Source organism: Nocardioides sp. Bht2 (genome assembly GCF_047308515.1).
In the GTDB taxonomy this organism is placed as follows: domain Bacteria; phylum Actinomycetota; class Actinomycetes; order Propionibacteriales; family Nocardioidaceae; genus Nocardioides.
This window is the reverse complement of record NZ_JBLBWI010000008.1, coordinates 104,902-126,323: the sequence shown is the minus strand read 5'-3', so window position 1 is coordinate 126,323 and position 21,422 is coordinate 104,902. Positions and strand designations below refer to the sequence as shown.

Below are 21,422 nucleotides of genomic sequence, written 5' to 3'. Positions count from 1 at the left end.
GGGCTCTGCTTCACGGCGGCTTCCTCGGGTCCTGTCGCGGACTCCGGGAGATTGGGCCAGGGCCGTGGGCTCGCACGTCGGTGCGAGGCCACTGCGTGCTGCTTCCCATCCGGACTTTAACCGTCGGTCCAGGAATTTCACCTGATCAACCGTTCACTGGCTGCGAACGGGTCGCGGACTATTACCGCCGGCTCGGAATTACACCGACCCCAGAGCACGCGAGTTTTCACTCGTCACAGGCAATCCTGCCATAGCGGGCTGAACCCGGCGCAGTGAGGTGTCTCACTCGCCGAGCGCCAGCCACGTAACCGGGCCCGGCCCGCACTCGTTCTCAGCTCATGAGCACGCCCGCCGCCGTCCCTCCCGCGATCTCCCGCCGAGTGCTGCTCCGGGGCACCGCAGGCGCCGTCGGCGTCGCCGCTGCGATCGTCAGCACCGGTCGCGCGGCCCAGGCTGCGCCGCTCGGCTCGGCGGCACCCTCCGCTCGTCGTCGGCGGATGATCCGGGCCCGGCAACGGTTCTTCGGCACCAGGATGGTCAACCCCCGCACCGGAGCGCTCAGCGCCGACCGCCTGGTCGTCAGCTGGCTGGGCTGCACCACCTATGCGGTCGCGTTCGGCGGCCGGGTCCTGCTTCTCGACGCCTGGCTGCCCCGCGGCGCTCACGAGGGCCGGGTCCCGACCGCGGTCACCGAGGTCGCCGCGCTGGCGCCGTCCGCGATCTTCGTGGGCCACGGCCACTTCGACCATGCCCGCGACGTCGGCGACCTGGCCCGGCTATCCGGTGCGACTGTGGTGGGCACCAAGGAGCACTGTGCGCTGGCACAGGAGTTGGCGGGCGTACCGATCCGGACCCGAGCTCTGGGAGCCGAGGCGGATCCGCTCGGCACCGTGCATCGGTTCCGGACCGTCGGTCTCAACGTCACCGCGATCCGGCACCCGCACTCCAGCCCCCGGATGCCAGATCTGAGCGATCCCCACCTGCCACTGCTGCCGTTGCCCGACCTCAGCGCGGCGCTCAGCCACCCCACGTCGCTGGGCACGATCTTCGACACCCTGGGCCACGCCAACGACCCTGAGGGCGGCGCGCTGCTGTACCAGTTCCGGTACCGCGGCTTCCGGCTGCTGTGGAACAACTCCATCGGCCCCGTCAAAGAGCTGGCGCCGAGCGTGCCGACGGCGATCGCCGCCCTGCCACGAAGCGACGTCCACCTCTGCGCGATCCAGGGCTTCGGTCAGATAACCAACGGGATGCGCGACGTCGGCACCTACGCCGCCGCGGCCCGGGCCCGACTTCTTGTGCCCGGACACCACGACGACTGGGGCGTGCCGGTGATCGCCACCCAGGCCTCGCCGTACCGCACGCCGTTGGAGGAGGAGCTCGCGAAGATCCCGGCCCGACGCCGTCCGAAGCTGCGCTGGATGACGGACCCCGAGGACTACCTGCGTCCTGAGCGGCTCACCTTCCGGATCTAACGGGCGCTGGCCGCTTCGGCCTTGGCCTTGAGTTCGGCGACCATCTTGTCCGGGTCGGCTGCGGAGTAGACCGCGGAGCCCGCCACGAAGACGTCGGCGCCCGCCTCGGCACATCGCTCGATCGTCTCCAGCGAGACGCCACCGTCGACCTGGAGCCAGGTCTCGACGCCGTGCTTGTCCATCAGCGCTCGGGCGCGGCGGATCTTGGGCAGGCAGAGGTCGAGGAACTTCTGGCCGCCGAAGCCCGGCTCGACCGTCATGATCAGCAGCATGTCCAGCTCACCGAGGAGGTCCTCGTACGGCTCGATCGGCGTCGCCGGCTTGAGCGCCATGCTGGCCCGGGCACCCTGAGCCCGGATCTCCCGCGCCAACCGGACCGGCGCTGCCGCGGCCTCGACGTGGAAGGTCACCGAACCGCAGCCGGCCTCGGCGTAGGCCGGAGCCCATCGGTCCGGGTCCGCGATCATCAGGTGCGCGTCCATCGGCAGCGCGGTGCTCTTCGCCAATGACTCGACCACCGGAAGGCCCAAGGTCAGGTTCGGCACGAAGTGGTTGTCCATGACGTCGACGTGCACCCAGTCGGCGCTACCGATCCGGGCCACCTCCCCCGCCAGGTTCGCCAGATCGGCGTTGAGGATGCTGGGAGTGATTTGGATGTGGCCCACGGACGACAAGCCTAGTCGCTCGGCTGCTTCTGCTCGGGCGGAGTCTCGGCGCCGTTGCCTTCGTCGCGATCCGCCCAGCCCAGTAGTGGCGCCAGATCGAAGACGTGATCGTCGATGTCATGGTGCAGATCGCCGATCTCAGCGAACCGCGCCGGCATCGTACGGATCGTGAAATCACGGGGCTCGGCGTCAGCGATCTCATGCCAGTGCAGCGGCGCCGAAACAGTGGCGTCGGGCACTCCACGTACCGAGTAGGCGGCGGCGATCGTGTGGTCACGGGCGTTCTGGTTGTAGTCGATGAAGAGATGGGCCGGGTCGCGGTCCTTACGCCACCACTGGGTGGTAACGAGGTGAGGCACCCGGCGCTCCACCTCACGGGCGAAGGCCAGCGCCGCGCGCCGGACCTCAGCATGTCCGTGGTCGGGGGCGATCCGGACGTAGATGTGCAGCCCTGAGCCGCCGCTGGTCTTCGGGTAGCCCACGGCGCCCAGTTCGTCGAGGACCCCACGGGTAGCCGCGGCTACCTCCCGCACCGTGCGCCGGTCACAGTCGGGGCCGGGGTCGAGATCGATCCGCCACTCGTCGGGCTCTTCGACCGCGCCGCGGCGGCTGTTCCAGGGATGGAACTCGACCGTCGACATCTGCACCGCCCAGATCACCGCACCCAGCTCGGTGACACAGAGTTCGTCGGCCGTCCGGTTCCAGCGCGGAAAGTGCAACTGCACCGTCTCCACCCACGGGGGCGCCCCTGCTGGCAGGCGCTTCTGGTGCACCTTCGGGCCGGCAAGGCCCTTCGGGAACCGGTGCAACATGCACGGCCGCTCCCACAAGGCGTTGACGATGCCGGGGCCCACCGCCAGGTAGTACTCGACCAGGTCGAGCTTGGTGAGGCCGATCTCGGGGAAGTAGACCCGGTCAGGATTGCTGACCCGGACCACCCGGTTGTCGACCTCGATCTCCACCGCGGGACTCGCCATGCGCTGAGCCTAGTGGCAGCCGGCGCCGAACTCCGTGCTTCCGAACCTCCACGACGTCATCCGTTGTGAGGAAGCGGGCCACGCAACGTATGACGTTTGCCGATCAGGGACGGCGCAGCAACGCCAGGAACATGGCGTCGGTGCCGTGGCGATGCGGCCACAGTTGGATCGTTCCCGGCAACGGACCGGCGGCATCGGGGATCGCGGCCAAGGCACCCGAGTTGGAAAGGTCCTCCAGGACCATCTCGGGATGACGCTGCAACGCTGTCTGGACGACGTCAGCGGTCTCGGCGAGCACGGGCGAACAGGTCGCGTAGAGCACCAACCCACCCGGACGGACCGCCTCGATCGCCGAGTCCAGCAACGCCTGCTGCAACGGGACCAGAGCCTCGAGGTCGGACGGCTTGCGCCGCCACCGCGCCTCCGGACGACGCCGCAGCGCCCCCAGACCGGAACAGGGTGCGTCGACCAGGACCCGATCGAAGTAGCCGCTCGGCCAGGCCGGCCTGGTGCCGTCCGCACAGAGCACGCCACGGAGTCCGGCCTGGGAGGCCGCCGTCGCACGGGCCACCAGACCCGCACGGTGCGGCTGTCGTTCGACCGCGAGGACCCGAGCGCCACGGCTCGCGGCCAACGCCGCCAACAGCGCGGCCTTGCCCCCCGGCCCGGCACAGAGGTCGAGCCAGTTGAGGTCGGGACCACCGAGCGCAGCCTGGGCCAGGCCGAGCGCGACCAACTGCGAGCCCTCGTCCTGGACACCGGCCCGGCCCTCGGCCACGGCTGCGACCTCGCCGGGGTTGCCGCCGTCCAGCGCCGCTGCGTACGGCGAGTAGGGCAGTTCCTCGGCACCGGCGGCGACCAGCTCGTCGCGCTCACAGAGTCCGGGTCGAGCGACCAGGGTGACCTTCGGCGAGACGTTGTCGGCGGCCAGCAGAGCATCCAGCTCGGTGGGGGCAGCCTCGCCGAGCGCCTCAGCGAGCTTCTCGACCACCCAGGCCGGATGCGAATGCGCCACCGAAGAGAAGGTCGCCTCCGTGCTGACCCGACGGATCCAGGAGTCGAGGTCGTGCGCTGCCACCTTGCGCAACACCGCGTTGACGAAGCCGGCGGCCCCGGCACCGACACGGTCCCGAGCGAGGTCGACCGTCGCGCTGATCGCGGCGTGGTCCGGCACCCGCATCGCCAGCAGCTGGTGCGTACCGAGGCGGAGCACGTCGAGGACCTTGGCCTGCACCTTAACCAGCGGTCGGTCGCTACAGGCCGCGATGATCGCGTCGTAGGTGCCCTGACGCCGGATCGTTCCGCTGGCGAGCTCGGTCACGAAGCCCGCGTCACGACCGCTCAACCCGTGGCGGGCCAGGGTCGCCGGCAGGACCAGGTTGGTGTAGGCGTCGTCGGCACGGACGGCGACAAGCACCTCCAGAGCTGCCTGACGGGGAAGATCCACCCGACGGCGCTTCGGAGCGCCGCCGGTCTTACGCTGCGGGCGGGACGGCATGGATCAGTCGTCGCCGAGCAGTGCGTCGGCCGGGAGCTGTGCCCCGCGCGCCCAATCGGCGGCGTTCATCTGCTTCTTGCCGAACGCCTTCACCTCGCCGAGGCGGACCGGCACAGTCCCGGTGCCGACGTGGACCGCCTTCTTGGAGATCCGCAGCTCGCCGGGGGCCAACGCCTCCTCGTCAGGGTCGAGGGTCAGCGGGCCGATCTTGATCCGCTCACCGTCGAGGGTCGACCAGGCGCCGGGGAACGGCGAGCAGGCCCGGATCTGACGATCGATCGCCGTGGCCGGGTCCTTCCAGTTCACCTTCGCGTCGTCGACCAGGATCTTCGGCGCGATCGAGATACCGTCCGCAGGCTGCTCGCGGGCATCCATCGAACCGTCGTCGATCCCGTCCAGGGTCGCCACCAGCAGGTGCGCGCCGCCGTCCGCGAGACGACCCAGCAGGTCACCGGCGGTATCGGTGGGGCGGATCCGCTCCGTCATCACGCCGAAGGTCGGCCCGGCGTCGAGCTCCTTGACGATCCGGAAGGTGGTGGCACCGGTGAACTCGTCACCGGCCCAGATCGAGTGCTGCACCGGGGCGGCACCACGCCAGGCGGGGAGCAACGAGAAATGCAGGTTCACCCAGCCGTGCTTGGGAATGTCGAGAGCGGACTGCGGCAGCAGAGCGCCGTAGGCGACAACCGGGCAGCAGTCCGGCTCCAAGGCCCGCAGGGCGGCCTGGAACTCGGGGTCGCGCGGATGCTCGGGCTTCAGCACCGGGACGCCGAGCTCCTCAGCAGCCTGGGCGACCGGAGAGGCGACCAGCTTGCGGCCGCGACCTGCCGGCGCGTCCGGACGGGTGACGACGCCGACCAGCTCGTGGCCGGAGTCGGCGATCGCCCGCAGCGCGGGGAGGGCGACCTCGGGGGTACCGGCGAAGACGACGCGCATCAGAAACCGAACCCCCGCGTCGCGTGCGGCGACGTCTTGATCACCGGCTGCTCGGTGGCGAACCACTCGGACTGTCGAATCTCGCGCATTGCTGCCTTCCGTGCCTCGCTGTCGAGGCGGTCGATGAAGAGGACGCCGTCAAGGTGGTCCGTCTCATGCTGGATCGCTCGCGCCAACAGCTGGGAGCCTTCGATCCGGACCGGTTCGCCGTGCATGTTGAAGCCGGCGGCCACCACCGAGAGCGCCCGCTTGCAGTCGTAGGTGAGCTCAGGGAGGGAGAGGCACCCTTCGGGGCCGTCCTGCTCCTCGTCCGAGAGGTCCAGCGTCGGGTTGATCAGGTGGCCGACCTCGCCATCCACGTTCCAGGTGAAGACCCGCAGGCCGACGCCGATCTGGGGCGCGGCCAAGCCGGCACCCGGGGCCTCGAGCATGGTGTCGGTAAGGTCCTGCACCAGCTTGCGCAATTCCTTGTCGAACGTGACGACCTCCAACGCGCGGGTGCGCAGGATCGGGTCGCCGAACAAGCGGATCGGCTGAATTGCCACTGTTCTCCTCATCTCGGGGCCAGCGGCGAGTCTAGTGCCCCCGGTTGGCGCCCCGACCTCCGCTCACAGCTGCACCGGATCCACCTGCACCCGTACCGGGTCCAGCTTGCGCGCGGAACGGAGCCGCTGCATCTCCCCCAGAGCTCGGCTCAGCCCGGCGCCGTCGGCGCGTGGCACCCGGAGCACCAGGCGTTCGTCGTCGCTGCCCGGCACGGGTACCGGCCCCAGTACGTCGGCGTGCGGTGGCAGATCCAGGAGCACCATCACGTCCGAGAGCGCGCCGACCGAGCCGGTCAGCGTCGCCATCCGGCTGGCCGGAGTGAGATGGGCGGATTGGCGCTCCGCGAGCTCACGCTCGGCGAACCCGGCCGGATCCCAGCGGACCAGCGCCTGCAGCACCGGCTCGGCCGGATCACCCATCGCCAGGACCTTGCCACCCGGTGCGACCAGGCCGGCAGCGTTGAGGAACCGCCGCAGTGCCTCCTCTGGCGCACGGAGATCCAGCCGGCTCACCGCGAGCCAGGTGTCGAGGAGGAGGACCGCGGCATAACCGCCGTCAGCCGGAGGCTCGGCACCGGGCGTCGCGACCACGATCGCCGGCTGGGCGGCGACCCGGTCGAGGACTCGGTCGCCCGATGAGCTGCGGACCCGGACGCCAGGGAAGGCCCGGCCCAACTCCTCGGCGGTCCGTGCGTCGCCTACCACCGGGGATCGGAGCCCGCGGTGCCCACAGGCGCCGCACGCCCAGGAGGGGTACTGCTGACCGCACCAGGCACACGCCAACGGCTCGGCGGGGCCGGGCTGGCGGAGCGGGCCTTCACAGTGCCCGCAACGCGCCGGGGTGCGGCACCGTTCACAGGCCAGGGTGGCCGCGTAACCGGTCCGCGGGGTGTGGACCAGGACCGGGCCGTTCTGCACCGCGCTACGGATCAGCGCGAACGCCTCCGCCGGGATCCGGGCGCTCGCTGCGAACGGGTCACGCGCGCGCGCGGTATCGGTTGCCCCCGCAACCGCCACCTGCACGAGCTCGCGAAGCTGTGCGCGGTCCGGCACCAGGGGCTGCGCCCAGCCGGTGCGGACCAGGTACTCCGACTCGACCGTGCGGGTGAAGCCAGCGACCAGCACCGCGGTCTGCTCGGCCCGGGCCCGGAGCAGCAGCACCTCGCGCGCATGCGGGTAGGGCGCCCGGGGTTCGGCATGCAGTTCGTCGCCGTCGTCCCAGATCGCGACCAGGCCCAGATCGTGGACCGGCGCGAAGGCAGCGGCCCGGTTGCCCACCACGATCCGGCGGGTACCACGGCTGACGGCGAGGAAGTCCCGGTAGCGAGCTGCTGGACCGGACTCGGCCACCAGCACCACGTGTTGATCGGGGCCGACGCGCCGTTCGATCGCGGCACCGAGGCGATGCGCGTCGCGGGCGTCCGGCACGCAGAGCACGGAGCCCTGGCCGGCCCGCAGCGCCACCTCAGCCGCCTCGGCCAGGTAGTCGATCCAGGCCGCAGCGGGCGGGGCGTTCCAGACCGCCTTCGGAGCCCGTCCCTGTGCGAGCGCGGTGAGGTAGTCGGAGCCGTTCGGCTGCCCGGCCCACAGGCTCGGTCCCGGGGTGGGGAGCTCAGGGGCTGGTGATGAGACTTCGCGTTCGGTGGTCGCATGGCGCGGGGGCACCGCCAGCCGCAACACGTCGGCGCGGGTGCCCGCGTACCGCTCGGCGACCAGCCCTGCCAGCTCAGCGACCACCGGTGAGAGCACCGGCTCGGCGCTGACCGCACGGCGCAGCGGCTGCAGGACACCGTCATGAGCACTCGCGGCCTGCCGGGCGACGACGAAACCGTCGACATCCTGACCACCGAAGCGGACCTTGACCCGGGCGCCGACGACGGCCTTCTCCGCCATCGAGGCGGGAACCGCGTAGTCGAAGAGGCGGTCCAGGTGGGCGAGCGGAAGCTCCAACAGCACCTGAGCCACCGGATCCACCTCGGCGACCGGCTCGTTCTTCTTGGCCGCCGGGCCCTTCCTGACGCTTGCCCGGGCCATGCCAGGCAGCAGCTCTGCCTGCTCGCTGCTCCCGGACGTCGTCATGGAGGCATTTGTACCAGCACCCGCCGACACCCTCGACCCCACCGGGTCACGAAGTCGCCGGTTCGCGTCAGGTTCGCCACGCTGACGAACGAAAAGCCCCCGAAAACGAAGTTTTCGGGGGCTTTTCGTCAGGGACTATCTCCCAGGCGCGTCAGCGGCCGGCGGCAGCCTTGAGGGCGTCGGCGCGGTCGGTGCGCTCCCAGGTGAAGTCCGGGAGCTCACGGCCGAAGTGGCCGTAGGCAGCGGTCTGCGCGTAGATCGGGCGGAGCAGATCGAGGTCGCGGATGATCGCGGCGGGGCGCAGGTCGAAGACCTGGAGCACTGCCTTCTGGATCTCCTCGTCCGAGATCACACCAGTGCCGAAGGTCTCCACGAAGACACCGACCGGAGCGGCCTTGCCGATCGCGTAGGCGACCTGAACCTCGGCGCGCCGGGCGAGGCCCGCAGCAACGATGTTCTTGGCGACCCAACGCATCGCGTACGCAGCCGAACGGTCCACCTTCGACGGGTCCTTGCCGGAGAATGCACCGCCACCGTGGCGCGCCATGCCGCCGTAGGTGTCGACGATGATCTTGCGACCGGTCAGACCGGCGTCACCCATCGGGCCACCGACGACGAATTTGCCGGTCGGGTTGACCAACAGGCGGTAGCCCTCGGACGGGATCTCGAAGCTGTCGAGGACGGCGTCGATGACGTGCTTCTTGATGTCCGCCTCGAGGGTGCCGTGCTCGACCTCTTCAGCGTGCTGGGTCGACAGGACGACGGTGTCGATCCGCACCGGGCGGTCGTCGTTGTCGTACTCGATGGTGACCTGGGTCTTACCGTCGGGACGCAGGTACGGCAGCGTGCCGTCCTTACGCACCGCGGTGAGCCGCTCGGCAAGGCTCTGCGCGATCTTGATCGGCAGCGGGAAGAGCTCGGGGGTGTCGTCACAGGCGTACCCGAACATCAGGCCCTGGTCGCCGGCGCCGCGCTTGTCGAGGTCGTCATCCGACGAACCGACCCGGGCCTCGTGGCCCTGGTCGACACCGGCAGCGATGTCGGCGGACTGAGCGCCGATCGCCACCTGCACACCGCAGGTCAGGCCGTCGAAGCCCTTGTCGGAGTGGTCGTAGCCGATCTCGATGATCTTCTTACGGACCAGTTCGGCGACCGGGGCGTAGGCCTCGGTCCGGACCTCACCGGCGACCACGACGAGGCCGGTGGTCAGCAGCGTCTCCACGGCGACGCGCAGATTCTCGGTGTTCGGGTCGTTGGCAAGCAGGTAGTCCAGAACGGTGTCGCTGATCTGATCAGCGATCTTGTCCGGGTGACCCTCAGTTACAGACTCCGAGGTGAAAAGGCGTCCAGCCACGTTCGTACTCACTCCCAGTCGGTTGGTGTGTGATGGGCAACGATATCGAGCGACAACAGTTACGTAACAGGCGTCTCAGACGCCAAAGCGAGGCGCGGAACGACCTGATCCCAGATGGCATGTGCCAACAGGGTCTTCGAACCACGCGCCACCGGAACTTCGGCACCATCCGCCGCCACGATCACGGCTTCGTTGTCGTTGCTCCCGAAGACCGCTCCCCCACTGACGTCGTTGACGACCAGGAGGTCACAGCCCTTGCGAGCCAACTTGGCTCGCCCGAGATCCAGAACGCTACCGGTAGCGTCGCCGGTCTCGGCAGCGAATCCGACAACCACCTGACCGGAGCGCGCACGCGAGTGCGCGATCTCCTTCAGGATGTCGGGGTTCTGCGCCAACGTGATCGGCGGAGCCGATCCGTCGTCGGCCTTCTTGATCTTGGTCTCGGCCACCGCGGTCGGCCGGAAATCGGCCGGCGCTGCGGCCATCACCACCGCGTCGGCCCATGCCGATGCTTCTACGACTGCCGAGCGGAGCTCGGCGGTAGTGGAGACGTGGACGACCTTGACGCCCGCCGGGTCGGGCAACTCGACGTTGGCCGCGACCAGGGTGACCTCTGCGCCGCGGGCGAGCGCAGCACGGGCCAACGCGTAGCCCTGGCGCCCCGACGAGCGGTTGCCCAGGAACCGGACCGGGTCGAGGTACTCGCGAGTGCCACCGGCGGAGACGACGACGCGCCGTCCGCTGAGGTCGTGGCGCGGGCCACCGGTAGCGAAGAGATCGATCGCCGCGGCGAAGATCTCAGCGGGCTCCGGGAGCCGGCCCTTACCGGTGTCCTTGCCGGTGAGCCGCCCTTCGGCAGGCTCGATCACGACGATTCCGCGCGAACGGAGCGTGGCCACATTCGCCACCGTCGCGGGGTGCTCCCACATCTCGGTGTGCATCGCCGGAGCGAAGACGACCGGGCAGCGTGCGGTGAGCAACGTGTTGGTGAGCAGATCATCGGCCAGGCCGTGGGCGGCCTTCGCCATCAGATCGGCGGTGGCCGGAGCGACCACGACCAGATCTGCCTCCTGGCCGATCCGGACGTGTGGCACCTGGTGGACGCCGTCCCAGACCTCGGCCGAGACCGGCTTTCCGGAGAGGGCGGCCCAGGTGGGGGCGCCGACGAACTGCAACGCCGAAGCCGTGGGCACGACGGTGACGTCGTGCCCCGACTCGGTGAATCGGCGCAGCAGCTCACAGGCCTTGTAGGCGGCGATGCCGCCAGCGACGCCGAGGACGACCTTCATCAGGCGCCGAGCCGGATCACTCGGAAGCGGCGAGCGCAGCGTCAGCCGCGGCAGCCTTGGCAGCGGCCTCTTCGGCAGCCAGCTCGGCGGGGTCGACGTCCTCGCAGGTCAGCAGGTCCTGGTTGATCTCGCGCAGCGCGATCGACAGCGGCTTCTCCTGCACGTGGGTGTCGACCAACGGACCGACGTACTCCAGCAGGCCTTCGCCGAGCTGGGAGTAGTAGGCGTTGATCTGACGCGCACGCTTGGCGCTGTAGAGGACCAGCTTGTACTTGGAGTCCGTCTTGGTGAGCAGTTCGTCGATCGACGGGTGGGTAACACCCTCACCGGTAGGAGCAGACACTTGGACAGGCCTCACGATCATCGATGGTTAGGAAGGGCCGAGCACGCCACTTGGGCAGGGTTCACTCGGGCCTCATCAAGTTTACCAACTCCTGAGCGGCATCGTGAACTTCGTGGTTGACGATGCTCACATCGAACTCGGACTCGGCGTCCAATTCGACCCGCGCAGTCTCCAAACGCCGCTCACGTTCCGCCTCGTCCTCGGTCCCCCGACCGACCAGGCGTCGGACCAATTCTTCCCAGGACGGTGGCTTGAGAAAGACGAAGAGCGCCTCCGGCATGGTGGTCTTCACCTGGCGGGCACCCTGGAGGTCGATCTCCAACAGTGCCGGGCGCCCTGCTGCCAACGCCTCTTCGACGGCGCGGCGCGGCGTCCCGTAACGGGCTGCCTTGTGCACCACGGCCCACTCGAGCAGGTCGTTCTCGGCGATCATGGTGTCGAACTCCTCGTCGGAGACGAACCAGTAGTGGACCCCGTTGACCTCGCCCGGACGCGGAGCCCGCGTCGTGGCAGAGACCGAGATCCATACGTCGGGGTGTTCCTCGCGGATCACCGCAGCGACAGTGCCCTTACCGACCGCGGTCGGTCCTGCGAGCACAACAAGGCGTGACGCCATTCCAGAAATCTCCCTTTGCCGGTCAGCCGCGCGAGGCGAACTCGGCCTCGAGGGCCGCGACCTGCTTGATACCCAAACCACGGACCCGCCGGCTCTCGGCGATGCCGAGACGCTCCATCACCTGACGGGCACGGACCTTGCCCAGGCCGGGCACCGACTGCAGCAGGTCGATGACCCGCATCTTGCCGATCACCTCGTTGCTCTGACCCTCGTGGACCACGTCGATCAACTGGGCACCCGAGTTCTTCAGGCGGTTCTTGACCTCGGCACGTTCCCGTCGGGAGGCAGCGGCCTTGTCCAGGGCGGCCTGGCGTTGCTCGGGAGTAAGCGGGGGCAGTGCCACGGGTGCGGGTCCTCGTCGTTTCCGTCGCGGGTGGGCGGGTGTCGGGCCAATCTAGCCACACCCCGTCGCCGAGGGCAACGCAGGGGTGAGACGGCTACAGGATCTGGGTGTTGCAGACGTCCAACGCCTGCTGGGTGATCCCGGTGGCAGCGCCGCGAACCTCGGCGGAACCGATGGTCCGGACGGCGTCAGTGATCGCCGCCCGGTCCTTCTCGCTGACGTCGGCACCGAACGGCGCAGCCAGCGCGGACGGCGCCAGGCCGGCCCGGTCCAGGGCCCGGTCAAGCCCCTCCAGCGCACCGAGGTAGCTCGCCCACTCGTCGGCGAGATCCGCCGGGGCGGCGTCGGCCAGCTTGCGCAGGGTCGGTAGTGCGTCGAGGAAGGCACCGGTCCCGCCTTCGTCGGCGATCCGGGTCAGCTCGCCGGAGGCGTCCTTGACCATCCCGCAGTACTCCGCGCGCTGCTGCTCCTTGGTCGGCTCGGAGCAGCCGGAGACGCCGAGGGCCGCCACCAGGACGAGGCTGAGCAACCGCATGCCAGGTCAGCTCAGGGCTTCGGCGAAGGCACCGTTGACCCGACGGGCCGCCTCCCGGAGTGCGGCGACGTCGGGACCGGCGCGCAGGATGTCACGCGAGCTACTCGGCAGCACGTTCGCGGCAGCGGCGCCGAAGATCCGCCGCACATCGGCCGGGGTGCCGCCCTGGGCGCCGACGCCGGGCGCCAGGATCGGGCCGTTGAAGTCGAAGGACTCCCCCGTGTCGGCCAGGGTGGCACCGACCACCGCGCCGAGCGATCCGAGCGGCGCGGCATCCGCGTTCAGGGCGGCCAGCTCGTCGAGGACGGTGCCGCCGACGGTGCGGCCGCTCTCGGTCCGGGCCAGCTGAAACTGGGGGCCTTCGGGGTTACTGGTCATCGCTAGCACGAAGAGGCCGGCGTTGTTCGCCAGCGCGGTGTCGATCATCGGCTGGATCGAGCCGAATCCGAGGTAGGGGCTGACCGTGATCGCATCGACTGCGAGCGTCGAGGTGGCGCCGAAGTAGGCATCGGCGTAGGCCTGCGACGTCGAGCCGATGTCGCCACGCTTGACGTCGAGAAGGACCAACGTGCCGGCGGCGCGAAGGTCGGCGCACAGCTGTTCGAGGACCGCGAGACCACGGCTACCGAACCGCTCGAAGAAGGCGGACTGCGGCTTGACCACCGAGACCTCCGGACCCAGCGCCTCGCCCGCCACCCGGGCGAAGGTCTCCAGTCCGGCGATGTCGTCGCCCAGGCCCCACCCGGCCAACAGCGAGGCGTGCGGGTCGATACCCACGCAGAGAGGACCGCGGGCCTGCATCGCCTGGTGGAGCCGGGCACCGAAGGAGGTCATCGTGGTTCTCCGATCTGAACGGCCAACCTGGCCGCTGTGGTGGGGTCGTGGAGGAGCGCGGCACCGATCTGCACCGCACTGGCGCCGGCAGCGAGCCGGAGCCGAAGATCATCGATGGTGAGCACACCACCACCTGCCAGCAAGGGAGTATCCGGCAACGCGGCACGTACCTGGGCCAGCGCCCCCAGGGCGATCGGTCCCAGCGCCGGGCCACTCAGCTCTGCCCAGCGTCCGTCCCGGAGGGCAGCGCGTGCGGAGCCGCCGACGGTGATCGCATCGACACCAGCGCCGGCGGCACCGACCGCGAGCTCGACGGCGTCGGTACCGATTCCGACCTTCGCCACCGCGGGCACGCCGGCCGGGAGTTGGTCGAGGACCGTCGCCATCTGGTCGGTGGCAGACCGGCCAGTGGCGGGTGCGCCGAGTCCGGAGATCAGGTTCACCTCGACCGCGCGTACTCCCGGCGCCTGGCCGACCCGACGAGCCAACTCGCTGAGTTCACTCGTCGTGGAGGCTGCGATCGAGACCACCGTGGGCGTCCCGCGTGCGACCAACCAGGGCAGCTCAAGGGCGAGGAACTGATCGAGGCCGGGGTTGGCCAGGCCGACCGCATGGACCCAGCCGGCAGGCGACTCCTCGAAGCGTGGCATCGGCGCACCGAGGCGCGCGGTCAGGGTGATGGTGCGCGTCACGAAGCCACCGACGCCGTCCAAGCCACCGAAACGAGCGAGCTCGCGACCGGTTCCGCCGCAGCCCGCGGCAACCAGGATCGGGGTGGCGAACTCCAGGCTCACAGCTCTGCCCACCGGACCCGGTCGCCGCGGAAGATCGGGCCCTCGATGCAGGCCCGCACCACGCGGGCGGCGCCGTCCTCACCGGCTACCGGTACGGGGCAGCCGTTGCAGAGGCCGGTGCCGCACGGCTGATCGACCCGGACCCCGACCTGGCTCCACACGCCGGCATCCTCGGCCAACCGGGCCACCTGGTGCATCGCGGCGGGCGGCCCCGCCGCGTAGACGACGTCCGCCTCGGTCCGGGTGAGCAGGTCGCCCAGGACGTCGGCGATCCCTCCGGTGGCACCCAGCGATCCGTCACGGGTCGCCACATGGACCGCGCGGGCGTACCGACGGACGTCGAGGACCCCGGCCAGTTCGGACTCGGTGGCCGCCGTCAGCAGGACATGGACCACGCAGCCACGTTCGCGGAGCCGTTCGGCGAGCGGGATCAACGCGGCGGCGTCGACACCCTCGCCCACCAGCAGGCAGGTCACCGGGTCGCGAGGTTGCGCGAACGGTCGTCCCAGCGGCCCGATCAGGTCGATCCGAGCGCCTGGCTCGACGCCGCCGAGCCAGCTCCCGGAGGTGCCCTGCGGCTCGACGATCAACTCGAGGTTGGCGCCCCGCGGCCCGACCGGGCTGACTTTGTGGATCCAGTAGCTGCGCCGCGCCAGGCTGGTACCGCCGGGTAGCGCGATCGAGACCACGTTGCCCGGCCGGAACCGCTCAGGCAGTCCCGGCGCGGTCAACGTGAGTTGCCGCAACGCCCCGACCCGCTTCACCGAGACGACCTCGGCGACGAGCTGGATCGGGTCGGTGGCGGTCATCGTCCGGCGATCCCCTTGAGGATCCGGCGCGGCCACAGCGCGCCCTCGTAGATGAAAGCGGTGTAGCCCTGGATCAGGGTCGCGCCTGCGTCGATCCGCGCTACCGCGTCGGCCGGCGTGGTGATGCCACCGACCGAGACCAGCGTCAACTGATCGCCGACCACGGCCTTGAGCTGGCGCAGCACCTCGAGCGACCGCTCGGTGAGCGGCGCCCCCGAAAGCCCGCCGGCGCCCGTCGCCTCGACCTTTTCGGCAGGGCTCCGCAGCCCCTCCCGCGAGATGGTGGTGTTGGTGGCGGTGATGCCGTCCAACTCGACGGCGAGCGCCATCTCGGCGACCGCGGTGACGTCGTCGTCCGCGAGGTCGGGTGCGATCTTGACCAGCAGCGGCACCCGACGCGCGGTGACCTGGTCGGCGGTACGGCGGACCGCGGTGAGGATCGGCTCCAGCTTCTCCACAGCCTGCAGGTTGCGGAGGCCGGGGGTGTTCGGGGAGCTGACGTTGACCACCAGGTAGTCCGCATACGGCGCGAGCGAGCGCGTCGAGAACTCGTAGTCGGCGATCACCGCGGCCAGGTCGTCGTCGGGGACGATCTTGGTCTTCCCGATGTTGACCCCGAGGATCGGACCCCGCCGGCCCACCCGTCGGGTGGCCCGAGCGGCGAGTCGCTGCGCGACCGCCTCGGCACCCTCGTTGTTGAAGCCCATCCGGTTCACGATGGCACGGTCGTCCGGGAGCCGGAAGAGGCGCGGCTTCGGGTTGCCCGGTTGGGCGTGTCCGGTGACGGTGCCGATCTCGATGTGGCCGAAGCCGAGCGAGGCCAGTGCGTCGATACCGACGGCGTTCTTGTCGAACCCGGCAGCGAGGCCGAGCCGGTTCTCGAAGGTCATCCCGAAGGCGACGACGGGGTCGGTGACCCGCAGCCCGGCGCCGGCCTTACCGGCCAGCACCGGACCGGCGGCCCGGATCGCCCCGAACGCGGCGTAGTGCGCCTGCTCGGGGTCGATCCGGGTCAACACCTTGTCGAAGACGACCCGGTAGGGGCCGTTCACCTGGCGGCCGCCGCGAGTGCGCCCCACTCCTGCAGGCTGCGTACGCCGATGTGACCCGAGCGGATCGCGGCGATGCCCTGCACGGCAGCGGCCAGGCCCTGCACCGTGGTGATGCACGGGGTACCGGTCAGCACCGCGGCTGCACGGATCTCGTAGCCATCCACCCGGGCGTCGGAGGCCGAACCGTTGGGGGTGTTCACGATCAGGTCGATCTCACCGTCGAGGATCAGCTGCACGGAGGTCTTCTCCCCCGCCGCCCCCTCACCCTCGAAGTGCTTGCGGACCACCGTGGCCTGGATGCCGTTGCGCCGCAGCACCTCGACCGTGCCCTGGGTCGCCAGCAGTTCGAAGCCGTAGTCGGCAAGGACACGGGCCGGGAAGATCATCGTCCGCTTGTCGCGGTTGGCGATCGAGATGAAGACCTTGCCACCGGTCGGCAGCGGACCGTAGGCAGCGGCCTGCGCCTTGCTGAACGCGGTCCCGAAGTCGGAGTCGAAGCCCATCACCTCACCGGTGGACTTCATCTCCGGGCCGAGCACCGAGTCGACGAACTTGCCCTCGGGGGTGCGGAACCGGTTGAACGGCAGGACCGCCTCCTTCACCGCGATCGGGGCGTCGGCCGGGAGCAGGCCGCCGTCACCGGTAGCCGGCAGGATCCCGGCGGTCCGCAGGTCGGCGATCGACTCACCGAGCATCACCCGGCTGGCAGCCTTCGCCAGCGAGGTGCCGGTCGCCTTGGAGACGAACGGGACGGTGCGCGAGGCGCGCGGGTTCGCCTCCAGCACGTACAGCACGTCAGAGCCGAGCGCGAACTGGATGTTGATCAGGCCGCGGACACCGACGCCCTTGGCGATCCCTTCGGTGGCCTTGCGGATCCGCTCGATCTCGGAGGCACCAAGGGTGATCGGGGGCAACGCGCAGGAGGAGTCTCCGGAGTGGATACCGGCCTCCTCGATGTGCTCCATCACGCCACCGAGGAAGAGCTCGGTGCCGTCGTAGAGGGCGTCGACGTCGATCTCGACGGCGTCGTCGATGAACCGGTCGATCAGCACCGGACGGTCTTCGCTGATCAGGTCGGTGGCAGCCGCCAGGTAGGACTCGAGCTGGTCGTCGGAATAGACGATCTGCATGCCACGGCCACCGAGCACGTACGACGGCCGGACCAGGACCGGGTAGCCGATCCCGTGGGCGATGTCGCGGGCGTCGGTGAAGGAGACGGCCGTGCCGTGCTTGGGCGCCACCAGGCCGGCCTCGTTGAGGACCCGGCCGAACGCACCGCGCTCCTCGGCGAGGTCGATCGCCTCGGGCTGGGTGCCGACGATCGGGACACCGGCGTCCTTGAGGCCCTGGGCCAGACCGAGCGGCGTCTGCCCACCGAGCGTGGCGATCACGCCGGCGACGGGGCCGGCGGCGAGCTCGGCGTGGTAGATCTCGAGGACGTCCTCCAGCGTCAACGGCTCGAAGTAGAGCCGATCCGCGGTGTCGTAGTCGGTCGAGACCGTCTCCGGGTTGCAGTTCACCATGATCGTCTCGTAGCCGGCCTTGGAGAGCTCCAGAGCGGCATGCACGCACGAGTAGTCGAACTCGATGCCCTGGCCGATCCGGTTCGGGCCGGAGCCCAGGATCAGCACGGCAGGACGTTCACGGGGCTGGACCTCGGTCTCCTCGTCGTACGAGGAGTAGTAGTACGGGGTCTTCGCCTCGAACTCTGCGGCACAGGTGTCGACCGTCTTGTAGACCGGTCGCAGGCCGACGGCGTGCCGCGCGGCGCGGACCTCGGCCTCGGAGAGACCGCGGATGTCGGCGATCTGTGCGTCGGAGAAGCCGTGCCGCTTGGCCAGCCGCAGGGCGGGCTCGTCGAGCTCGGCCGACTCGGCGGTCGCGATGGCGACCTCCTGGATCAGGAAGAGCTGGTCGACGAACCACGGGTCGATCTTGGTGGCGTCGAAGATCTCCTCCGGGGTGGCCCCGGCGCGGATCGCCTGCATCACCTTCTGGACGCGGCCGTCGTGCGGACGCTGGATCTCTTCGAGAAGAGCCGCCTTCGTGTTCTCGACAGGCTCGACCAACGGGGTGGCGAAGTCGAACGGCGCAGCCTTGTTCTCCATCGACCGCATGGCCTTGTTGAACGACTCGGTGAAGTTGCGACCGATCGACATCGCCTCACCCACGGACTTCATGTGGGTGGTCAGGGTGTCGTCGGCGGTCGGGAACTTCTCGAAGGCGAACCGGGGAACCTTCACCACGACGTAGTCGAGGGTCGGCTCGAAGGAGGCCGCGGTGGAGCCCTGCGGACCGGCGGTGATGTCGTTCTCGATCTCGTCGAGGGTGTAGCCGATGGCGACCTTGGCCGCGATCTTCGCGATCGGGTAACCGGTCGCCTTCGAGGCGAGCGCCGAGGAGCGCGAGACCCGCGGGTTCATCTCGATCACGATCACACGACCGTCGGCCGGGTTGACGGCGTACTGGATGTTGCAGCCGCCGGTGTCGACGCCGACCTCACGGATGATGCCGATCGCCAGGTCGCGCAGGTGCTGGTACTCGCGGTCGGTCAGGGTCATCGCCGGAGCGACGGTGATCGAGTCGCCGGTGTGGGTACCCATCGGGTCGAAGTTCTCGATGGAGCAGATGATCACGACGTTGTCGTTCTTGTCGCGCATCACCTCCAGCTCGTACTCCTTCCAGCCGAGGATCGACTCCTCGATCAGCACCTCGGTGGTGGGCGACGCCGAGAGGCCTGCGCCGGCCAGCCGGTGCAGGTCCTCTTCGGAGTAGGCGATACCGGAGCCGGTCCCGCCCATCGTGAAGGAGGGACGGATGACGACCGGGTAGACGCCGCCGAGGGTGTCCACGGCAGCCAGGCAGTCGTCCATCGTGTGGCAGATCACCGAGCGGGCGACCTCGCCGCCGACCTTCGCGACGATGCCGTTGAAGAGCTCGCGGTTCTCACCGCGGTGGATCGCCTCGAAGTTGGCACCGATCATCTCGACGCCGTACTTCTCCAGGACGCCGGCCTCGTGCATCGCGATCGCGGCGTTGAGGGCGGTCTGACCACCGAGCGTGGGCAGGATCGCGTCGGGACGTTCCTTGGCGATCACCTTCTCCACGAACTCGGGGGTGATCGGCTCGACGTAGGTCGCGTCGGCGAACTCCGGGTCGGTCATGATCGTGGCCGGGTTGGAGTTGATCAGGATGACGCGCAGGCCCTCGGCCTTGAGGATGCGGCAGGCCTGGGTGCCGGAGTAGTCGAACTCGCAGGCCTGGCCGATGATGATCGGGCCGGAACCGATGACGAGGACAGACTTGATGTCTTCACGCTTCGGCATGAGATCAGGCGTCCTTTCCTGCAGTGCTGTCCAGCAGTTGGACGAAACGATCGAAGAGGTAGGCAGCGTCGTGGGGGCCGGCCGCTGCTTCAGGGTGGTACTGCACCGAGAACGCCTTGAGCCGCCCCACCTCGGTGGTCGAGCCTGTCGAGGCCCGCAGCTCAAGCCCCTCGACGACGTCGTCGTTGAGGCAGACGTGGCTGACCCGGGCAACACCGAACGGGGTCTCGGTCTCACCCTCGAGAGGGGCGTCGACGGCGAAGCCGTGGTTGTGCGCGGTGACCTCGACCTTGCCGGTGGTCCGGTCCATCACCGGCTGGTTGATGCCGCGGTGACCGTACTTGAGCTTGTAGGTGCCGAAGCCGAGAGCGCGGCCGAAGAGCTGGTTGCCGAAGCAGATCCCGAAGTAGGGCAGCTCGGCGCCGAGAGCCGACTTGAGCAGCTCGACCTGTCCGGTGGTCGCGGCCGGGTCTCCGGGGCCGTTGGAGAAGAAGAGCCCGTCCGGGTTGATCGCGCGGACCTCGTCGAACGAGGCGTTGGCGGGCAGCACGTGGACCTCGATGCCGCGCTCGCTCATCATCCGCGGCGTGTTCGCCTTGATGCCGAGGTCGAGGGCGGCGACGGTGTACTTCTTCTCGCCGACCGCGGGTACCACGTAGGCCTCGGCGGTGGAGACCGCGTCAGAGAGGTTGGCGCCGGCCATCGCGGCGCTCTCGTTGACCCGGGCCAACAGGGCGGCTGGGTCGGTCTCCACCGTGGAGATGCCGACGCGCATCGCGCCGCGCTCACGCAGGTGCCGGGTCAGGGCGCGGGTGTCGATCCCGCTGATCCCGACCACGCCCTGGGCGCGGAGCTCATCGTCCAAGGAACGCTGCGAGCGCCAGTTGGACGGCACCCGGGCAGGGTCGCGGACGACGTAGCCGGCCACCCAGATCCGCTTCGACTCCGGGTCCTCGTCGTTCATGCCCGTGTTGCCGATGTGCGGCGCGGTCATCACGACCACCTGGCGGTGGTAGGACGGGTCGGTCAGGGTCTCCTGGTAACCGGTCATCCCGGTAGAGAAAACGGCCTCGCCGAAAGTCTCACCTTCGGCCCCGTAGGCCTCCCCGCGGAAAGTTCTGCCGTCTTCGAGGACGAGCAGTGCGGGCTTCTTCGTGGCATGCAGCGGCACGCCGGACCTCCTTCTCCGCCTCACAGGACGGCTCGTTAAAGGATGTGCAAGCGGGCTCGACCCTATCAGGCACCCCACTGTGTCCGGGGTCACCCCGGCACTCCGTGCCGTAGCCCCGGACGCTCGCCTAGGGTTTGTTACCTACCGACAGTATGTCAATGTCACGGGGAGGGAACCCGCCATGTCGCGTCCGTTTCACGGCCTGCGCGCCTACGCACCTGCGCTTCTGATCGGGCCGCTGCTGCTCGGCGGGATCGCTGCGCCGTCGGCCCACGCCGCGAAGGGCCCCATCCTCTGGCCCCGCTCCTGCCATGCCACCGGAGGCGTCGGGATCACGATCGACTCCAGCAACGTCGGCTTCCGGCTCGAAGGCGACTGCAACGAGGTGAAGATCACCGGCGACAACGTGACCATCGACGCCGATCGGATGCAGCGACTGGTCATCGAGGGCGACAACGTCGACGTCACTGCGACCGTGGTCACCACGATCATCGTCAAGGGCGACCGCGCGAAGGTCCGGGCCACGTCGGCGACCCGGGTGACCATGAACGGGCGCAAGCAGCACGTCACCCTGAGCGGCCTGCTCGACCGCGGCGTGGTCCGAGCCAAGGGCAGCACCCTCTCGGCGCGCCGCTACAACTTCCTGACCGTCACCGGGAACCGGAACACCCTCAAGGGTCAGCGCGCCTTCGACGTGATCCTGCGCGGGAACCGCAACACCGTCGCGATCACCAAGGTCGACGCCGTCAAGGACCGCGGCAAGCGGAACCGCGTCCGCTGA

Annotated in this window: 20 protein-coding genes and 1 riboswitch; of the genes, 2 read left to right on the top strand and 18 right to left on the bottom strand. The window is 69.4% G+C overall.

Going from position 1 to position 21,422, the window contains the following annotated elements; genetic code table 11:
- Positions 1 to 91 precede the first annotated feature (91 nt).
- Positions 92 to 222: riboswitch (FMN riboswitch) on the bottom strand.
- 116 nt (positions 223 to 338) lie between these two features.
- The gene (locus tag ACLM5J_RS12385; RefSeq protein WP_413656718.1) at positions 339 to 1,475 is read left to right on the top strand and encodes an MBL fold metallo-hydrolase; all 1,137 of its coding nucleotides are present in this window, start codon (positions 339 to 341) and stop codon (positions 1,473 to 1,475) included.
- On the opposite strand, the gene rpe is transcribed toward ACLM5J_RS12385, so the two are convergent.
- The 18 genes from rpe to carA all read right to left on the bottom strand — a co-directional run bounded on the left by rpe (position 1,472) and on the right by carA (position 20,641).
- Positions 1,472 to 2,131, bottom strand: coding sequence for a ribulose-phosphate 3-epimerase (gene rpe, locus ACLM5J_RS12380; RefSeq protein ID WP_413656747.1), 660 nt, complete (start codon positions 2,129 to 2,131; stop codon positions 1,472 to 1,474). The two genes, ACLM5J_RS12385 and rpe, sit on opposite strands and share 4 nt — an antisense overlap.
- Before the next feature lie 20 nt (positions 2,132 to 2,151).
- Positions 2,152 to 3,117 (bottom strand): non-homologous end-joining DNA ligase, encoded by a 966-nt coding sequence (gene ligD / locus ACLM5J_RS12375; RefSeq protein WP_413656717.1) that lies wholly within the window; start codon positions 3,115 to 3,117, stop codon positions 2,152 to 2,154.
- A gap of 103 nt (positions 3,118 to 3,220) precedes the next feature.
- Complete coding sequence (locus ACLM5J_RS12370; protein ID WP_413656716.1) at positions 3,221 to 4,615, bottom strand: RsmB/NOP family class I SAM-dependent RNA methyltransferase; 1,395 nt, start codon at positions 4,613 to 4,615, stop codon at positions 3,221 to 3,223.
- A 3-nt stretch (positions 4,616 to 4,618) separates the two neighbouring features.
- Entirely contained in the window at positions 4,619 to 5,551 is a 933-nt protein-coding gene (gene fmt / locus ACLM5J_RS12365) for a methionyl-tRNA formyltransferase (protein ID WP_413656715.1), read from the bottom strand.
- A complete protein-coding gene (def, locus tag ACLM5J_RS12360; protein WP_413656714.1) occupies positions 5,551 to 6,096 on the bottom strand; it encodes a peptide deformylase in 546 nt (181 codons plus the stop codon). The genes fmt and def overlap by 1 nt, the downstream gene beginning before the upstream one ends.
- A gap of 63 nt (positions 6,097 to 6,159) precedes the next feature.
- Positions 6,160 to 8,175, bottom strand: a complete 2,016-nt coding sequence (locus ACLM5J_RS12355) for a primosomal protein N' (RefSeq protein ID WP_413656713.1) — start codon at positions 8,173 to 8,175, stop codon at positions 6,160 to 6,162.
- A gap of 151 nt (positions 8,176 to 8,326) precedes the next feature.
- On the bottom strand, positions 8,327 to 9,529 hold the full coding sequence (metK, locus tag ACLM5J_RS12350; protein WP_413656712.1) for a methionine adenosyltransferase: 1,203 nt from the start codon (positions 9,527 to 9,529) through the stop codon (positions 8,327 to 8,329).
- Positions 9,530 to 9,588: 59 nt separating this feature from the next.
- Positions 9,589 to 10,818: a bifunctional phosphopantothenoylcysteine decarboxylase/phosphopantothenate--cysteine ligase CoaBC gene (gene coaBC / locus ACLM5J_RS12345; RefSeq protein ID WP_413656711.1), complete on the bottom strand. Its 1,230-nt coding sequence runs from the start codon at positions 10,816 to 10,818 to the stop codon at positions 9,589 to 9,591.
- A 16-nt stretch (positions 10,819 to 10,834) separates the two neighbouring features.
- Entirely contained in the window at positions 10,835 to 11,182 is a 348-nt protein-coding gene (gene rpoZ, locus ACLM5J_RS12340) for a DNA-directed RNA polymerase subunit omega (protein ID WP_413656710.1), read from the bottom strand.
- Between the two features lie 40 nt (positions 11,183 to 11,222).
- On the bottom strand, positions 11,223 to 11,777 hold the full coding sequence (gene gmk / locus ACLM5J_RS12335; RefSeq protein ID WP_413656709.1) for a guanylate kinase: 555 nt from the start codon (positions 11,775 to 11,777) through the stop codon (positions 11,223 to 11,225).
- Between the two features lie 22 nt (positions 11,778 to 11,799).
- Positions 11,800 to 12,120, bottom strand: coding sequence for an integration host factor, actinobacterial type (gene mihF, locus ACLM5J_RS12330; RefSeq protein ID WP_413656708.1), 321 nt, complete (start codon positions 12,118 to 12,120; stop codon positions 11,800 to 11,802).
- A 94-nt stretch (positions 12,121 to 12,214) separates the two neighbouring features.
- Complete coding sequence (locus ACLM5J_RS12325; protein WP_413656707.1) at positions 12,215 to 12,655, bottom strand: hypothetical protein; 441 nt, start codon at positions 12,653 to 12,655, stop codon at positions 12,215 to 12,217.
- A gap of 6 nt (positions 12,656 to 12,661) precedes the next feature.
- A complete protein-coding gene (gene pyrF, locus ACLM5J_RS12320; RefSeq protein ID WP_413656706.1) occupies positions 12,662 to 13,489 on the bottom strand; it encodes an orotidine-5'-phosphate decarboxylase in 828 nt (275 codons plus the stop codon).
- Positions 13,486 to 14,283: a tRNA-dihydrouridine synthase gene (locus tag ACLM5J_RS12315; protein WP_413656705.1), complete on the bottom strand. Its 798-nt coding sequence runs from the start codon at positions 14,281 to 14,283 to the stop codon at positions 13,486 to 13,488. Before ACLM5J_RS12315 ends, pyrF begins: the two co-directional genes overlap by 4 nt.
- Complete coding sequence (locus tag ACLM5J_RS12310; RefSeq protein WP_413656704.1) at positions 14,280 to 15,092, bottom strand: hypothetical protein; 813 nt, start codon at positions 15,090 to 15,092, stop codon at positions 14,280 to 14,282. Before ACLM5J_RS12310 ends, ACLM5J_RS12315 begins: the two co-directional genes overlap by 4 nt.
- Complete coding sequence (locus tag ACLM5J_RS12305) at positions 15,089 to 16,171, bottom strand: quinone-dependent dihydroorotate dehydrogenase (RefSeq protein ID WP_413656703.1); 1,083 nt, start codon at positions 16,169 to 16,171, stop codon at positions 15,089 to 15,091. Before ACLM5J_RS12305 ends, ACLM5J_RS12310 begins: the two co-directional genes overlap by 4 nt.
- The gene (gene carB, locus ACLM5J_RS12300; protein ID WP_413656702.1) at positions 16,141 to 19,470 is read right to left on the bottom strand and encodes a carbamoyl-phosphate synthase large subunit; all 3,330 of its coding nucleotides are present in this window, start codon (positions 19,468 to 19,470) and stop codon (positions 16,141 to 16,143) included. The genes ACLM5J_RS12305 and carB overlap by 31 nt, the downstream gene beginning before the upstream one ends.
- Positions 19,471 to 19,474: 4 nt before the next feature.
- A complete protein-coding gene (gene carA / locus ACLM5J_RS12295; protein WP_413656701.1) occupies positions 19,475 to 20,641 on the bottom strand; it encodes a glutamine-hydrolyzing carbamoyl-phosphate synthase small subunit in 1,167 nt (388 codons plus the stop codon).
- A 181-nt stretch (positions 20,642 to 20,822) separates the two neighbouring features.
- On the opposite strand from carA, the gene ACLM5J_RS12290 reads away from it, so the two are divergent.
- Complete coding sequence (locus ACLM5J_RS12290) at positions 20,823 to 21,422, top strand: hypothetical protein (protein WP_413656700.1); 600 nt, start codon at positions 20,823 to 20,825, stop codon at positions 21,420 to 21,422.

What these genes read in the sequence shown, in the direction of transcription:
- ACLM5J_RS12290 (WP_413656700.1), top strand. Translation starts at nt 20,823, where the DNA reads ATGTCGCGTCCGTTTCACGGCCTGCGCGCCTACGCACCTGCGCTTCTG.
- coaBC (WP_413656711.1), bottom strand. Translation starts at nt 10,818, where the DNA reads ATGAAGGTCGTCCTCGGCGTCGCTGGCGGCATCGCCGCCTACAAGGCC.
- fmt (WP_413656715.1), bottom strand. Translation starts at nt 5,551, where the DNA reads ATGCGCGTCGTCTTCGCCGGTACCCCCGAGGTCGCCCTCCCCGCGCTG.
- ACLM5J_RS12310 (WP_413656704.1), bottom strand. Translation starts at nt 15,092, where the DNA reads ATGACCGCCACCGACCCGATCCAGCTCGTCGCCGAGGTCGTCTCGGTG.
- rpoZ (WP_413656710.1), bottom strand. Translation starts at nt 11,182, where the DNA reads ATGATCGTGAGGCCTGTCCAAGTGTCTGCTCCTACCGGTGAGGGTGTT.
- ACLM5J_RS12325 (WP_413656707.1), bottom strand. Translation starts at nt 12,655, where the DNA reads ATGCGGTTGCTCAGCCTCGTCCTGGTGGCGGCCCTCGGCGTCTCCGGC.
- pyrF (WP_413656706.1), bottom strand. Translation starts at nt 13,489, where the DNA reads ATGACCTCCTTCGGTGCCCGGCTCCACCAGGCGATGCAGGCCCGCGGT.
- carB (WP_413656702.1), bottom strand. Translation starts at nt 19,470, where the DNA reads ATGCCGAAGCGTGAAGACATCAAGTCTGTCCTCGTCATCGGTTCCGGC.
- ACLM5J_RS12385 (WP_413656718.1), top strand. Translation starts at nt 339, where the DNA reads ATGAGCACGCCCGCCGCCGTCCCTCCCGCGATCTCCCGCCGAGTGCTG.
- ACLM5J_RS12370 (WP_413656716.1), bottom strand. Translation starts at nt 4,615, where the DNA reads ATGCCGTCCCGCCCGCAGCGTAAGACCGGCGGCGCTCCGAAGCGCCGT.
- ACLM5J_RS12355 (WP_413656713.1), bottom strand. Translation starts at nt 8,175, where the DNA reads ATGACGACGTCCGGGAGCAGCGAGCAGGCAGAGCTGCTGCCTGGCATG.
- ligD (WP_413656717.1), bottom strand. Translation starts at nt 3,117, where the DNA reads ATGGCGAGTCCCGCGGTGGAGATCGAGGTCGACAACCGGGTGGTCCGG.
- gmk (WP_413656709.1), bottom strand. Translation starts at nt 11,777, where the DNA reads ATGGCGTCACGCCTTGTTGTGCTCGCAGGACCGACCGCGGTCGGTAAG.